At 68.9% G+C, this 13753-nt stretch carries 15 protein-coding genes; all 15 read right to left on the bottom strand.

The features are described 5' to 3' along the window. Positions 1-7 precede the first annotated feature (7 nt). The gene (locus AB0D85_RS44405) at positions 8-454 is read right to left on the bottom strand and encodes a DUF2550 domain-containing protein (RefSeq protein ID WP_362334390.1); all 447 of its coding nucleotides are present in this window, start codon (positions 452-454) and stop codon (positions 8-10) included. Between the two features lie 122 nt (positions 455-576). Continuing rightward, positions 577-951, bottom strand: a complete 375-nt coding sequence (locus AB0D85_RS44400) for a F0F1 ATP synthase subunit epsilon (protein WP_362334387.1) — start codon at positions 949-951, stop codon at positions 577-579. Positions 952-1061: 110 nt separating this feature from the next. After that, the gene (gene atpD / locus AB0D85_RS44395; protein ID WP_362334383.1) at positions 1062-2495 is read right to left on the bottom strand and encodes a F0F1 ATP synthase subunit beta; all 1434 of its coding nucleotides are present in this window, start codon (positions 2493-2495) and stop codon (positions 1062-1064) included. Next, entirely contained in the window at positions 2496-3410 is a 915-nt protein-coding gene (locus tag AB0D85_RS44390; RefSeq protein ID WP_362334380.1) for a F0F1 ATP synthase subunit gamma, read from the bottom strand. Positions 3411-3431: 21 nt separating this feature from the next. After that, a complete protein-coding gene (gene atpA, locus AB0D85_RS44385; protein WP_362334377.1) occupies positions 3432-5021 on the bottom strand; it encodes a F0F1 ATP synthase subunit alpha in 1590 nt (529 codons plus the stop codon). A 124-nt stretch (positions 5022-5145) separates the two neighbouring features. After that, entirely contained in the window at positions 5146-5961 is an 816-nt protein-coding gene (locus AB0D85_RS44380; RefSeq protein WP_362334374.1) for a F0F1 ATP synthase subunit delta, read from the bottom strand. Then, a complete protein-coding gene (locus AB0D85_RS44375) occupies positions 5958-6500 on the bottom strand; it encodes a F0F1 ATP synthase subunit B (protein ID WP_362334371.1) in 543 nt (180 codons plus the stop codon). Before AB0D85_RS44375 ends, AB0D85_RS44380 begins: the two co-directional genes overlap by 4 nt. Positions 6501-6535: 35 nt before the next feature. Next, positions 6536-6787, bottom strand: coding sequence for an ATP synthase F0 subunit C (gene atpE / locus AB0D85_RS44370; RefSeq protein WP_093499060.1), 252 nt, complete (start codon positions 6785-6787; stop codon positions 6536-6538). Positions 6788-6863: 76 nt separating this feature from the next. After that, positions 6864-7700: a F0F1 ATP synthase subunit A gene (gene atpB, locus AB0D85_RS44365; protein ID WP_362334367.1), complete on the bottom strand. Its 837-nt coding sequence runs from the start codon at positions 7698-7700 to the stop codon at positions 6864-6866. Positions 7701-7910: 210 nt separating this feature from the next. Continuing rightward, complete coding sequence (locus tag AB0D85_RS44360; RefSeq protein ID WP_362334364.1) at positions 7911-8342, bottom strand: hypothetical protein; 432 nt, start codon at positions 8340-8342, stop codon at positions 7911-7913. Positions 8343-8646: 304 nt separating this feature from the next. Next, a complete protein-coding gene (locus AB0D85_RS44355; RefSeq protein WP_362334361.1) occupies positions 8647-9999 on the bottom strand; it encodes an MraY family glycosyltransferase in 1353 nt (450 codons plus the stop codon). A 149-nt stretch (positions 10000-10148) separates the two neighbouring features. After that, positions 10149-11393, bottom strand: coding sequence for a serine hydroxymethyltransferase (gene glyA / locus AB0D85_RS44350; RefSeq protein ID WP_362334358.1), 1245 nt, complete (start codon positions 11391-11393; stop codon positions 10149-10151). Between the two features lie 83 nt (positions 11394-11476). Beyond that, a complete protein-coding gene (locus AB0D85_RS44345; RefSeq protein WP_362334355.1) occupies positions 11477-12160 on the bottom strand; it encodes a protein-tyrosine-phosphatase in 684 nt (227 codons plus the stop codon). Then, positions 12157-12804, bottom strand: a complete 648-nt coding sequence (locus tag AB0D85_RS44340; protein WP_362334352.1) for an L-threonylcarbamoyladenylate synthase — start codon at positions 12802-12804, stop codon at positions 12157-12159. Before AB0D85_RS44340 ends, AB0D85_RS44345 begins: the two co-directional genes overlap by 4 nt. Before the next feature lie 79 nt (positions 12805-12883). Further along, positions 12884-13729, bottom strand: coding sequence for a peptide chain release factor N(5)-glutamine methyltransferase (gene prmC / locus AB0D85_RS44335; protein WP_362334349.1), 846 nt, complete (start codon positions 13727-13729; stop codon positions 12884-12886). Between the last annotated feature and the right edge of the window lie 24 nt (positions 13730-13753).

The raw sequence follows: 13753 nt of genomic DNA, 5'->3' as shown, positions 1-13753 counted from the left end.
AGAGTTACTACGCAACATTGACTCGCTGACCGGGCGGGGCTGCTTCCAGCCACGCGAGGAATCCGGTCAGCGCGTCTTCGCTCATGGCGAGTTCGAGGCGGGTGCCCCGGTGGGTGCAGGCGAGGATGACGGCGTCGGAGAGCAGCGCCAGTTCCTCCTCGCCCTCGGGGAGCCGGCGGCCGGCCACCTCGATCTGGGCGCGTTCCAGGACCCGGCGGGGGCGGTAGGCGTAGGAGAAGACGCGGTACCACTCGACGCTGTCACCGTTGTAGCGGGCGACGCCGTAGCTCCAGCCCTTGCCGCTGGTGTCCGGTTTCTCGGGGACGTCCCAGCGCAGGGAACAGTCGAAGGTGCCGCCGGAGCGCTGGATGAGTCTGCGGCGCAGGCCGAAGAGGAACAGTCCCACCACCACCAGCGCGACCACGATTCCGGCCACAGTCAGAGCGAGGACCATCGGCACCGACCTCCCCGTCTCCTAGGTAATGGAACGTAAAAAGACCCAGATCTACCTCAGCCGCGGCTGGGACCCGAAGGTCCCAGCCGCGGCTGAATGACGTCATCGCACAGCGTGCTGTGTCAGCGCGCTGTCGCCGCCCGCAGGCGGACATCGGCGCGCCGTTCGGCGGTGGCGTCGCCCTCCGCCTTCGCGCGCTCCAGCTCCCGCTCCGCGCGCTGGACGTCGATCTCGTCCGACAGTTCGGCGATCTCGGCCAGCAGCGACAGCTTGTTGTCCGCGAACGAGATGAAACCGCCGTGCACCGCGGCGACGACCGTTCCACCTTCACTCGTACGGATGGTCACCGGGCCCGACTCCAGCACACCGAGCAGCGGCTGGTGACCGGGCATGACGCCGATGTCGCCGGACGTGGTGCGCGCGACGACCAGGGTGGCCTCGCCGGACCAGACCTGGCGGTCCGCGGCGACGAGCTCGACGTGCAGCTCAGCAGCCAAGGGTGGCTCCTCGGGTCACCACCCGGCAGGGGTGCCGGGTGTTGGGGTCAATTCTAATGGGCGTGAATGAGGGGGCGGGACGCGCCCGCCCCCTCACACGAGCACGAGGCTCAGGAGACGCCCAGCTCCTTGGCGTTGGCCTTGAGGTCCTCAATGCCACCGCAGAGGAAGAACGCCTGCTCCGGGAAGTGGTCGTACTCGCCGTCGATGATCGCGTTGAACGCGGCGATCGACTCGTCCAGCGGCACGTCCGACCCGTCGACGCCGGTGAACTGCTTGGCGACGTGGGTGTTCTGGGACAGGAAGCGCTCCACGCGACGGGCACGGTGGACGACGAGCTTGTCCTCCTCGCCGAGCTCGTCGATACCGAGGATCGCGATGATGTCCTGGAGGTCCTTGTACTTCTGGAGGACCGTCTTCACGCGCATGGCGGTGTTGTAGTGGTCCGCCGCGATGTAGCGCGGGTCCAGGATCCGGGACGTGGAGTCCAGCGGGTCCACGGCCGGGTAGATGCCCTTCTCGGAGATCGGACGGGAGAGCACCGTCGTCGCGTCGAGGTGGGCGAAGGTGGTGGCCGGGGCCGGGTCGGTCAGGTCGTCCGCGGGGACGTAGATCGCCTGCATCGAGGTGATCGAGTGACCACGGGTCGAGGTGATGCGCTCCTGGAGGAGACCCATCTCGTCGGCCAGGTTCGGCTGGTAGCCCACCGCGGAGGGCATGCGGCCGAGCAGGGTCGAGACCTCGGAACCGGCCTGCGTGAAGCGGAAGATGTTGTCGATGAAGAACAGCACGTCCTGCTTCTGGACGTCACGGAAGTACTCGGCCATGGTGAGGCCGGCCAGCGCGACGCGCAGACGGGTGCCCGGGGGCTCGTCCATCTGGCCGAAGACCAGGGCGGTCTTGTCGATGACGCCCGAGTCGGCCATCTCCTCGATGAGGTCGTTGCCCTCACGGGTGCGCTCGCCGACACCGGCGAACACGGAGACACCGTCGTGGTTGTTGGCGACGCGGTAGATCATCTCCTGGATGAGCACCGTCTTGCCGACGCCGGCACCACCGAACAGACCGATCTTGCCACCCTTGACGTACGGGGTGAGCAGGTCGATGACCTTGACGCCGGTCTCGAACATCTCGGTCTTCGACTCGAGCTCGTCGAAGTTCGGGGCCTTGCGGTGGATGGACCAGCGCTCGCCCTCGTACTTCTCGTCGACGTTGAGCACGTCACCGAGGGTGTTGAACACCTTACCCTTGGTGAAGTCGCCGACCGGGACGGTGATGCCGTCGCCGGTGTCGGTGACCGGGGCCTGGCGGACCAGGCCGTCGGTGGGCTGCATGGAGATGGTGCGGACCAGGCCGTCACCCAGGTGCTGGGCGACCTCCAGGGTCAGCGTCTTCTTCTCGCCGGCGTTGGCCGGGTCGGCCACCTCGACGTGAAGGGCGTTGTAGATGTCCGGCATCGCGTCGACGGGGAACTCCACGTCGACGACCGGGCCGATGACCCGGGCGACGCGGCCCGTGGCCGTCGCGGTCTCAACAGTGGTCATTTATCGGTCACTCCCCGCGGTCGCGTCGGCCAGGGCGCTGGCGCCACCGACGATCTCGCTGATTTCCTGGGTGATTTCGGCCTGGCGGGCCGCGTTGGCAAGACGGGAGAGCGTGTTGATCAGCTCGCCCGCGTTGTCGGTGGCCGACTTCATCGCGCGCCGCGTGGCGGCGTGCTTCGAAGCCGCCGACTGGAGGAGCGCGTTGTAGATCCGGCTCTCCACGTAGCGCGGCAGCAGGGCGTCGAGGACGTCCTCCGCCGAGGGCTCGAAGTCGTACAGCGGGAGGATCTCGCCCTGGGGCTTCTCCTCGGCCACCTCTTCGAGGCGCAGCGGCAGCAGCCGGGCGTCGAGCGCCGACTGCGTCATCATCGACACGAACTCGGTGTAGACGATGTGGAGTTCATCCACCCCGCCGTCCGCCGTCTCCGTCTCGATGGCCTCGATCAGCGGCGCCGCGACCTTCTTGGCGTCCGCGTACGAGGGCTCGTCGGTGAAGCCCGACCACGACTCCACGACCTTGCGCTCGCGGAAGTTGTAGTGGGCCAGACCGCGGCGGCCGACGATGTAGGTGTCGACCTCCTTGCCCTCCGCCTCAAGGCGCGCCGTCAGCTGCTCGGCGGCCTTGATGGCGTTGGAGTTGAAGGCGCCGGCCAGACCGCGGTCGCTCGTGAGGAGCAGCACCGCGGAACGCGTCGGCGTCTCCGCCTCGGTGGTCAGCGGGTGCCTGGTGTTCGACCCGGTACCGACCGCCGTGACCGCGCGGGTGAGCTCGGTCGCGTACGGCGCGGAGGCCCGCACCTTGCGCTGCGCCTTGACGACACGCGAGGCGGCGATCATCTCCATCGCCTTGGTGATCTTCTTGGTCGCGGTGACGGATCGGATGCGACGCTTGTAGACCCGGAGCTGGGCTCCCATGAGTCAGGTCCCTTCCTTACGTCACTTGGCGGCGGCCGGGGCGTCCTCGCCGAGAAGCTTGCCGTCCGAGGTCTCGAACTGCTTCTTGAACTCGGCGATCGCGTCGGCAACAGCGGTGAGGGTGTCGTCCGACATCTTGCCGCCCTCCTTGATGGAGGTCATGAGGCCCTGCTCCTTGCGGTGCAGGTACTCGAGCAGCTCCTTCTCGAAGCGGCGGATGTCGGAGACCGGGACGTCGTCCATCTTGCCGGTGGTGCCGGCCCACACGGAGACGACCTGGTCCTCGGTCGGCATCGGCTGGTACTGAGCCTGCTTGAGCAGCTCGACCAGACGCTGGCCACGCTCCAGCTGCGACTTCGACGCGGCGTCCAGGTCGGAACCGAAGGCGGCGAACGCCTCCAGCTCGCGGTACTGGGCCAGGTCCAGACGCAGACGGCCGGAGACCTGCTTCATCGCCTTGTGCTGCGCGGAACCGCCGACTCGGGAGACGGAGATACCGACGTTCAGCGCGGGGCGCTGACCGGCGTTGAACAGGTCCGACTCCAGGAAGCACTGGCCGTCGGTGATGGAGATGACGTTGGTCGGGATGAACGCCGAGACGTCGTTGGCCTTGGTCTCGACGATCGGCAGACCGGTCATCGAGCCGGCACCCATCTCGTCGGAGAGCTTGGCGCAGCGCTCCAGCAGACGGGAGTGCAGGTAGAAGACGTCACCCGGGTAGGCCTCACGGCCCGGCGGGCGGCGCAGCAGCAGCGACACGGCGCGGTAGGCGTCGGCCTGCTTCGACAGGTCGTCGAAGATGATGAGGACGTGCTTGCCGTCGTACATCCAGTGCTGGCCGATGGCCGAACCGGTGTACGGCGCCAGGTACTTGAAGCCGGCCGGGTCGGACGCCGGGGCGGCGACGATGGTCGTGTACTCAAGCGCGCCGGCCTCTTCGAGCGCACCACGCACGGAGGCGATGGTCGAGCCCTTCTGGCCGATGGCGACGTAGACGCAGCGGACCTGCTTCTTCGGGTCGCCCGAGCGCCAGTTGTCGCGCTGGTTGATGATCGTGTCGACGGCCAGGGCGGTCTTGCCGGTCTGGCGGTCGCCGATGATCAGCTGACGCTGGCCGCGGCCGACCGGGGTCATGGCGTCGACGGCCTTGTAGCCGGTCTCCATCGGCTCGTGCACCGACTTACGGGCCATGACGCCCGGAGCCTGCAGCTCCAGGGCGCGGCGGCCGGACGTCTCGATCTCGCCGAGGCCGTCGATCGGGTTGCCGAGCGGGTCGACGACGCGGCCGAGGTAGCCCTCGCCGACCGCGACGGAGAGGACCTCACCGGTGCGCTGCACCGGCTGACCCTCCTCGATGCCGCTGAACTCACCGAGGACGATGGCGCCGATCTCGCGCTCTTCCAGGTTCAGCGCGAGGCCGAGGGTGCCGTCCTCGAACTTCAGCAGTTCGTTGGCCATGGCCGAGGGAAGACCCTCGACCTTCGCGATGCCGTCGCCGGCAAGGGTGACCGTACCGACCTCCTCGCGCGAGGCCGCGTCCGGCTGGTACGACTGGACGAAGTTCTCCAGCGCGTCCCGGATCTCCTCCGGCCGGATCGTGAGCTCCGCCATCTGGGTTCCCTGCTCTCCTTGTTGGGCCCGAAGTTTCACTTGGGGGGTCTGGGGGCGACCCCCAGGATTCTTCTTGTACGGCCCAACCCGGGCCGTCGTAAGTACGTACTGCTCTTGAGTTCGGTCAGCTCGCCATGCGGCGGGCCGCGTCCTCGAGCCGGTCCGCGATGGAACCGTTGATGACCTCGTCACCGACCTGCACCCGGATCCCGCCGACGACCTCGGGGTCGACGTCGAGGTTGAGGTGCATCGTGCGGCCGTAGAGCTTCGCGAGGGCGGCGCCCAGGCGCTGCTTCTGCGGCTCGCTCAGCGGCACCGCCGAGGTGACGACGGCGACGACACGGCTGCGGCGGTCCGCGGCGAGCTTGGAGAGGGCCTCCAGGCCCGCTTCCAGGCTACGTCCCCGCGGCGCGGTCACAAGGCGCGTGACCAGACGCTCGGTGACCGGCTTGGCACGGCCGCCGAGCAGCCGGTGCAGCAGCTCGATCTTGGCGGCGGCGGTGGCCTTGCGGTCGGTGAGCGCGGCGCGCAGCTCGGTGTTGGAGGAGACGATCCGGCCGAACCGGAACAGCTCGTCCTCGACGTCGTCCAGCGTGCCCGACTTCTCCGCGGCCGTGAGGTCGGCGGTGTTCGCCAGCTCCTCCAGCGCGTCCACCAGGTCACGGGGCTGCGACCAGCGGGAGCGGACCATGCCGGACACCACGTCGGCGGTGGTCTCGCCGACCTGGCCGCCGATCAGCCGCCGGACCAGCTCGGCCTTCGCCTCGCCGGGCTGCGCCGGGTCGGTGAGAACCCGACGCAGGCCTCCCTCGCGGTCGAGCAGCGCGGTGACGGCCGCCAGCTCGTCGGCGAGCCGCGTCGCGTCCGCGGACGTGCTGTCCGTCAGCGCGTCGAGACGCTCGCGTGCGGCTGCCAGGGCATCGCGGCTCGCACCGTTCATCGCGTCGCCTCGGCCTTCTCCTCGAGCTCGTCGAGGAAGCGGTCGATCACGCGGCTCTGCCGGGCGTGGTCCTCCAGGGACTCGCCGACGAGCTTGCCGGCCAGTTCGGTGGCCAGGTGGCCCACGTCCTGACGCAGGGACTGCGCGGCGGACCTGCGGTCGGCCTCGATCTGGGCGTGACCGGCGGCGACGATCTCCTCGCGCTGCCGCTGGCCCTCGGCGCGCATCTCCGCGATGAGCGTGGCGCCCTGCTCCTGAGCCTCCTGGCGCAGGCGCGCGGCCTCGTGCCGAGCCTCGGCCAGCTGCGCCTTGTACTGCTCAAGGACGCTCTGGGCCTCGGTCTGCGCGGCCTCGGCCTTCTCGATACCGCCCTCGATCGCCTCCCGGCGCTGCTCCAGAACCTTGTTGATGTTCGGAAGGAGCTTCTTGGCGAGGAAGCCGAAGACGATGACGAAGGCGATGAGGCCGATGACGAGCTCTGGGATCGGCGGGAAGAGCGGATTCTCTGTCTCCGCCGCCAGCTGAACCAGGGGGCTCATATCAGTGCCTTTCGTCTAATGGTGCGACGGTCGGGTCAGGAGGTCGGGTAGACGAACGGCATGACCAGACCGATCAGGGCGAGCGCCTCACAGAAGGCGAAGCCGAGGATCTGGTTGGCGCGGATCAGGCCGGCCGCCTCGGGCTGGCGGGCGAGCGCCTGCGTGCCGTTGCCGAAGATGATGCCGATGCCGACGCCCGGGCCGATCGCGGCGAGGCCGTAACCGATCGAGCCGAGGTTGCCCTTGATCTGGGTGGCGGCGAGGGTGGCCTGCGCAAGAGCGGACATGCCGGTTCTTCCTTCTCTTTCAAGGACCGGTGGGGGTTGGCCACCGGATGTCACGGGTGGAGGGTCGGGTTGGCGCTCAGTGGTGCTCGGCGAGCGCGCCCTGGATGTAGCTGCAGGTCAGCAGTACGAAGACGTACGCCTGGACAGCCTGGATGAAGAGCTCGAAGGCGGTCATCACGAGGACCATGACGAACGAGACACCGGAGTAGGCGACGCCGATGCCGTTGAGCATGTACCAGCTGGCGATCGTGAAGAGCAGCAGCAGGGTGTGACCGGCGAACATGTTCGCGAAGAGTCGCACGGCGTGGGTGAACGGCCGGACGAGAAGGTTCGAGAAGAACTCGATCGTCATCGACAGCGGGAGAACCCCGCCGAGCGTCTTGTCGTAGCCGGTGACGTTCTTGAAGAAGCCGACGAAACCCTGGCGCTTGAAAGTGAGCGCGATCCACGTGATGTAGACGAGGCCGGCCAGGACCGCGGGGTACGAGATGATCGCGGTGACCGGGAACTGGGCGACCGGGATGATCGACCAGAGGTTCATCATCCAGATGAAGAAGAACAGCGAGACGACGAACGGAACGTACTTCTCGCCTTCCTTCTTGCCGATGGTCTCGTAGACGACGCCGCGCCGGACAAAGTCGTAGCCGGTCTCGGCGATCATCTGGAGCTTGCCCGGGACGACCTTCGGCTTGGCGAAGGCGGCCCAGAAGAAGCCAACGATGATGATCGACCCGAGCAGCGCCAGCAGCATCGTCTTGTTGAAGTACACATTGCTGTTCGCGTCGCCGAAGAGCGGCTGGAACAGGAACGAGTGCAGGCCCGGAGCCGGGAAGCCACACCCGTCGAACAGGTGACAGCTCGTGTCGAAAGCGAGCGTCTGCGTCGGGTCAGCACTCACCGCGGGCTCCTTCATCGTGGCGCATGGATACGGCAACCTCGTTGTGTCGGCGCGGCGCATGGCCGCGGTTCGGCACGGGACTGGTGTTACGGATGTGGGGGCGGCCGGGGGGCATCTCGCCTCGCGATTGAGCAGGCGTCAGCTCAGATGCCCGCGCCCGCGATGCCGCAGTTGGCACCGGACGATAGCAGGCTCTCTCGTGCGCCTTTATCCCCGCCCTACCTCTCACGACGAATGCCCGGTCTTCTCGGCCTTGTCGGTCTTGTCGGGTTCGACGTAGAGGATCTTTGCCTTCATGTGCGCGCGGGTCTGCGCGGCGATCCAGGTGAGCGTGGCGACCACGAGCGTGATGGCGAAGGCCCGGGGGTTGAACAGCGTCGTGTTCTTGAACAGGGCCATGAAGATGACCAGCAGCAGGAGCTGGGCCGCGTAGAGCATCAGGCCCATCATCTGGAAGAGCTGCGGCATGGACTTGGCCGTGCGCTGCAGAACGTAGAGACCGATCCCCATGAAGAGGATCACGATCACCGTCCCGACGAGCGCCCCGATCGCCCCTTTGCCGCCCGCGACCACTCCGCTGACGACGGCTGCGAGCACGCCGACGGCGGCCGTGGGTACGGCGGCCTGGGCCAGGTTCCGGGCGTCATTGGACGGCATGGCGGCAACTCCGCTTTCACAGGGGGGCAGGGTGTCGTCATGGACGAGCGTAGTCCCGGTCAGAGGGTCGAAGACCTCACGCTGACGGACCGTCGCACTCAGGCCCATCAGCTCTGTCCGGGGTTCTCGTGAACCGTATCACAAACTATTTGATGAGGTCTTTACCTGGTAGGTGTGCTTGCTGTCACACATGAGAGTGAACATGCCCGTCTGAGCGAAAACCGGGGTGTTGTGTCTGGTATTAGGGGCTTTTATTCCCCCACGACTTGGCAATGCTCTAGTCAGATTCTTACCTTGGCGGGCGTCAGCGGGAGGTCTCGGAGGTGCGCCGGTCCAGGAACCGCGAACGGGCTCCGATGGCGGTCGCGCCGTTGGCTCCGGACGTCCCGGCGGTCACCGGAGAGCGGTACTCGTCGCTGTCCGGCTTCTCGACGGCCTCCGCCGCCTGGGGCGTTGCGGCGGCCGGCGCCTCGGCCGCCAGGGCGGCCCGGCGCCGCCGGTAGCGGGGCGGCACGAAGGCCTGCGCCCACATCGGGGCACGCGGCGTGAACCGCGGCAGCAGAAGCAGCCCCAGGCCGATCGCGCTGAGGAACACCACACCGAGCACGATCCACATGGACGCGGAGTTCACCGAGTAGGCGAGCGCCCCGAAGCCGATCAGCGCCGACCAGAAGTACATGATCAGCACGGCCCTGCTGTGCGAGTGGCCGATCTCCAGCAGCCGGTGGTGCAGATGCCCCCGGTCGGCCGCGAACGGCGACTGGCCGCGCCAGGTGCGCCGCACGATCGCCAGCACCAGGTCGGCGGCCGGCACCGCGATGATCGTCAGCGGCAGCAGCAGCGGGATGTAGACCGGGACCATCTGGTGCACGGTGTTGCGCTCGGACCCGGCGTACAGGTTCATCGCGTCCGGGTCCACCTGGCCCGTGACGGAGATCGCGCCGGCCGCCAGCACCAGGCCGATCAGCATCGAGCCTGAGTCGCCCATGAAGATCCGCGCGGGGTGCATGTTGTGCGGCAGGAAGCCCAGGCACATGCCCATCAGGATCGCCGAGAACAGCGTGGCCGGGGCGGCGGCCTCGATGCCGTACGAGTACCAGATCCGGTAGGCGTACATGAAGAACGCCGCGGCCGCGATGCACACCATGCCGGAGGCCAGGCCGTCCAGGCCGTCGACGAAGTTCACCGCGTTGATGGTGATGACCACCAGGGCCACCGTCAGCAGGGTGCCCTGCCACGGGGTCAGCGCCACCGTGCCGATGCCCGGGATGGGCAGCCACAGGATCGTCAGACCCTGCATGACCATGACGCCCGCGGCGATCATCTGACCGCCCAGCTTGATCAGCGCGTCGATCTCGAACTTGTCGTCGAGCACACCGATCAGCCAGATCAGCGCCGCGCCGGAGAGCAGCGCTCTCGGTTCGTTCGACTTCGCGAAGACCTCGTTGAGGTTGGTCATGTGGTCCGCGACGAGCAGACCCGCGCACAGGCCGAAGAACATCGCGATCCCGCCGAGCCGCGGAGTGGGTTCCCGGTGCACGTCACGGGCCCTGATCTCGGGCATGGCCCCGGCCACGATCGCGAACTTCCGTACCGGCCCTGTCAGCAGATACGTCACCGCGGCCGTGATGCAGAGCGTCAGCAGGTATTCACGCACGGGCTTCCCCACAGGTCTCGCTGGCCATCACAGCCCCACACCCTAGCGAGGGACGCATATGTATGGGGACTTCCGGGTAGCGAAGATGGTTGCACGTGTGGCTGTGAGACGGGCTTACATCGGGTGTACGACGCTGCGCCTACCCCGTCTCAGCCGGGATACGGCGGAAATCTACCGGTGAGCTCGCGCACCTCGTCACGCACCCTCCCTACTTCCGTGTCACCGCGCACCACGCCCGCCAGCCAGGCCGCGATCCGGGGCATCTCCGCCTCCCCCATGCCCTGCGTGGTCACGGCGGCGGTGCCCAGGCGCAGCCCCCGCGCGTCGGCGTGCGGCAGGGCGCAGCAGTCGAGGACGATCCCGGCGGCGGCGAGCCGTCCCCGGGCCGTGCGGCCGTCGACGCCGAGCGGGGCGGTGTCGGCGGTGATCAGATGCGTGTCCGTGCCGCCGGTGGTGACCACCAGCCCCTCGGCGGCCAGCGCGGCCGCGAGAACCCGCGCGTTGGCGACCACCTGATGGGCGTAGGCGGTGAACGCCGGAGTCGCCGCCTCCCCGAACGCGACCGCCTTGGCGGCGATGGTGTGCATCTGCGCGCCGCCCTGGGTGAACGGGAACACGGCCCGGTCGAGCCGCTCGGCCAGGTCGGGGGACCCGCACAGCAGCATCCCGCCGCGCGGCCCGCGCAGCACCTTGTGTGTCGTCGCGCACACCACGTCGGCGTACGGCACCGGGTTCGGCGCCGCTCCCCCGGCCACCAGCCCGATGGGATGGGCGGCGTCGGCGATCAGATAGGCCCCGACCTCGTCGGCGACCTCGCGGAAGAAGGCGTAGTCGATGTGGCGCGGATAGGCGATGGAGCCGCACACGACCGCCTTGGGCCGATGGCTGCGGGCCAGCGCCCGCACCTGGTCGTGGTCGATGAACCCGCTCTCCGCGTCCACCCCGTACCCGACGAAGTCGAACCAGCGGCCGGAGAAGTTGGCCGGCGAGCCGTGGGTCAGATGGCCGCCGTAGGGCAGTCCGAGGGCGAGCACGGTGTCACCGGGGCGCAGCAGGGCGGCGTAGGCGGCCAGCATGGCGGACGACCCGGAATGGGACTGCACATTGGCGTGCGCGGCGCCGAACAGGGCCTTGGCGCGGTCGACGGCGAGCCGCTCGGCGACGTCCACGATCTCGCAGCCGCCGTGGTGGCGGGCGCCCGGATAGCCCTCGGCGTACTTGTTGGCGAGCGGCGAGCCGAGGGCTGCGAGCACGGCCCGGGAGGTGAAGTTCTCGGCGGCGATCAGCTGCAGCGACGTCGACTGCCGGGCCAGCTCCCCCAGCAGGATCTCGGCCAGCTCCGGATCCTGCCGCCGCAGCAGATCGGCCTCGTCGAGGAGGGGGGTGACCGACATGACGGACTCCGGGCGGTCGACGATGACGTACGACCAATGTAGGCCGGGGGCCGGTGGGGCGCGCGGTGTGTGCGTACGGTCGGCTACATCCGGGCCGGCACGCCGGTGAGGGCCGTCACCACCGGGTCCAGCGCCTCGTGTATCTCGACGCCGATGGACTGGAAGAACGGCAGCGGGGCGCCGTACGGGTCGTACACCTCGTCCGCCTCCGCCGTCGGCGCCAGCAGCCATCCGCGCAGCGCCGCCGCCGCGCGGACCAGCGCCCGCGCCCGGACGACCACGCCGTCCGACAGCGGCGGCAGCGTCGCCGGGTCGATCGCGCGGACCAGCCGGGTGAACTCCTTCAGGGTGAAGGTGCGCAGGCCCGCCGAGTGGCCCATGGAGATGACCTGGGCGCGGTGGTCACGGGTGGCGGTCAGCACCAGGTCGGCGCGGATCACGTGCTCGTCGAGCAGCTCCCGCCCCACGAACCCGGTCGGGTCCGCGCCGAAGTCGGCGAGGACCGCCTCCGCGTTGGCCTCCATGGGCGCGCCCTCGTGGCCCCAGGTGCCCGCGCTCTCCACGATCAGCCCGCCGCCCAGGAACGTCCCGAGCCGGTCCGTCACGAGATGGCGGGTCAGCCGCTCGGTGATCGGCGAGCGGCACACGTTGCCTGTGCTGACGTGGAGGATGCGGAAACTGTCGCGCGGCAGTCCCACGAAGGTGGTCGTGATCTCCGCCGCGCGCTCCCCGTTGCCTATGCCACGCCCCGCGTCAGGGGCTGTCAATTCGCCACCTCGAGGTCGGGTACGACCTTCCTGAGCTCCTCCGCCGAGATGGCGCCCGCGCGCAGCAGCAGCGGCACCTCCCGGGTGACGTCGACGATCGACGAGGGGACGTTGCCCGGGGTCGGGCCGCCGTCGAGGTACACGGAGACGGAGTCGCCGAGCATCTGCTGGGCGGCGTCGCAGTCCTCGGGCGCCGGGTGACCGGTCAGGTTGGCGGAGGACACGGCCATCGGGCCGACCTCGGTGAGCAGTTCGATGGCGACCGGGTGCAGTGGCATGCGCACGGCGACCGTGCCCCGGGTGTCGCCCAGGTCCCACTGCAGGGACGGCTGGTGCTTGGCGACCAGTGTGAGCGCGCCCGGCCAGAACGCGTCGACCAGTTCCCAGGCCAGCTCCGAGAAGTCGGTGACGAGACCGTGGAGCGTGTTCGGGGACCCGATCAGCACGGGGGTGGGCATGTTGCGGCCCCGGCCCTTGGCGTCGAGCAGGTCGGCGACCGCCTCCGAGGTGAACGCGTCGGCGCCGATGCCGTACACCGTGTCGGTCGGCAGCACCACCAGTTCGCCCCGGCGGACGGCGGACGCGGCCTCGCGCAGACCCGTCGCGCGGTCGGTCGCGTCGTTGGTGTCGTATCGCCGTGCCATGTCTAGCGGGCCTCCTCGTACACGAAGTACACGTACTTCCGGGACTCCCGGAGCTTCCGGGACTGAGTCTGGGGGGTGCTCACGGCAGCGCCTTGCGGGCGGTCGCGAAGCGGGGTCGCCTGTTGAGGTCCGGGTGGTCGGCCGCGTCGGCCCAGCCCCGCTCCTCGGTGAAGATCCACGGCACCTGGCCGCCCTGGGTGTCGGCGTGCTCGATGACGACGACACCGCCCGGGCGCAGGAGCCGGTGCGCGGTGCGTTCGATGCCCCGGATGAGGTCGAGGCCGTCCTCGCCGGAGAACAGGGCGAGTTCGGGGTCGTAGTCGCGGGCCTCGGGGGCGACGTACTCCCACTCGGTGAGCGGGATGTACGGAGGGTTGGAGATGACCAGGTCGACATGGCCGTCGAGGTCGTGGAAGGCGTCCAGGGCATCTCCCTGGCGCAGGTCGACCCTGGAGCCCGCCATGTTCTTGCGGGTCCACTGGAGCGCCTCCTCGGACAGCTCCACGGCGTGCACGCTGGACCGCGGGACCTCCTGGGCGAGGGCGAGCGCGATCGCGCCGGAGCCGGTGCACAGGTCGACGATGCACGGCTCCACGACGTCCATGGCGCGCACGGCGTCTATGGCCCAGCCGACCACGGACTCGGTCTCGGGCCGCGGCACGAACACCCCCGGCCCCACCTGGAGTTCGAGATACCGGAAATACGCCCGCCCGGTGATGTGCTGGAGCGGCTCACGCTGCTCCCGCCGGGCGATGACCTCCCAGTAGCGGGCGTCGAAGTCGGAGTCCTTGACGGAGTGCAGCGCTCCCCGCTTCACGCCGTGCACGAACGCGGCGAGCTCCTCCGCGTCGTTGCGCGGCGAGGGCACGCCGGCGTCGGCCAGCCGCTGGGCGGCCTGGGCCACCTCGGCGAGCAGCAGGTTCACGCTGGTCCTCCGTGTAGTAACTCG

The organism is Streptomyces sp. NPDC048277 (genome assembly GCF_040652235.1).
Taxonomy (GTDB): domain Bacteria; phylum Actinomycetota; class Actinomycetes; order Streptomycetales; family Streptomycetaceae; genus Streptomyces.
Note: the sequence above shows the minus strand (reverse complement) of the source record. Positions and strands in the feature narration are given on the sequence as shown.

Bases quoted from the DNA above. Each gene is read 5' to 3' on its own strand.
- AB0D85_RS44405 (WP_362334390.1), bottom strand. From the start codon at position 454: ATGGTCCTCGCTCTGACTGTGGCCGGAATCGTGGTCGCGCTGGTGGTG.
- atpD (WP_362334383.1), bottom strand. From the start codon at position 2,495: ATGACCACTGTTGAGACCGCGACGGCCACGGGCCGCGTCGCCCGGGTC.
- AB0D85_RS44390 (WP_362334380.1), bottom strand. From the start codon at position 3,410: ATGGGAGCCCAGCTCCGGGTCTACAAGCGTCGCATCCGATCCGTCACC.
- atpA (WP_362334377.1), bottom strand. From the start codon at position 5,021: ATGGCGGAGCTCACGATCCGGCCGGAGGAGATCCGGGACGCGCTGGAG.
- AB0D85_RS44380 (WP_362334374.1), bottom strand. From the start codon at position 5,961: ATGAACGGTGCGAGCCGCGATGCCCTGGCAGCCGCACGCGAGCGTCTC.
- AB0D85_RS44375 (WP_362334371.1), bottom strand. From the start codon at position 6,500: ATGAGCCCCCTGGTTCAGCTGGCGGCGGAGACAGAGAATCCGCTCTTC.
- atpE (WP_093499060.1), bottom strand. From the start codon at position 6,787: ATGTCCGCTCTTGCGCAGGCCACCCTCGCCGCCACCCAGATCAAGGGC.
- atpB (WP_362334367.1), bottom strand. From the start codon at position 7,700: ATGAAGGAGCCCGCGGTGAGTGCTGACCCGACGCAGACGCTCGCTTTC.
- AB0D85_RS44360 (WP_362334364.1), bottom strand. From the start codon at position 8,342: ATGCCGTCCAATGACGCCCGGAACCTGGCCCAGGCCGCCGTACCCACG.
- glyA (WP_362334358.1), bottom strand. From the start codon at position 11,393: ATGTCGGTCACCCCCCTCCTCGACGAGGCCGATCTGCTGCGGCGGCAG.
- AB0D85_RS44340 (WP_362334352.1), bottom strand. From the start codon at position 12,804: ATGGCACGGCGATACGACACCAACGACGCGACCGACCGCGCGACGGGT.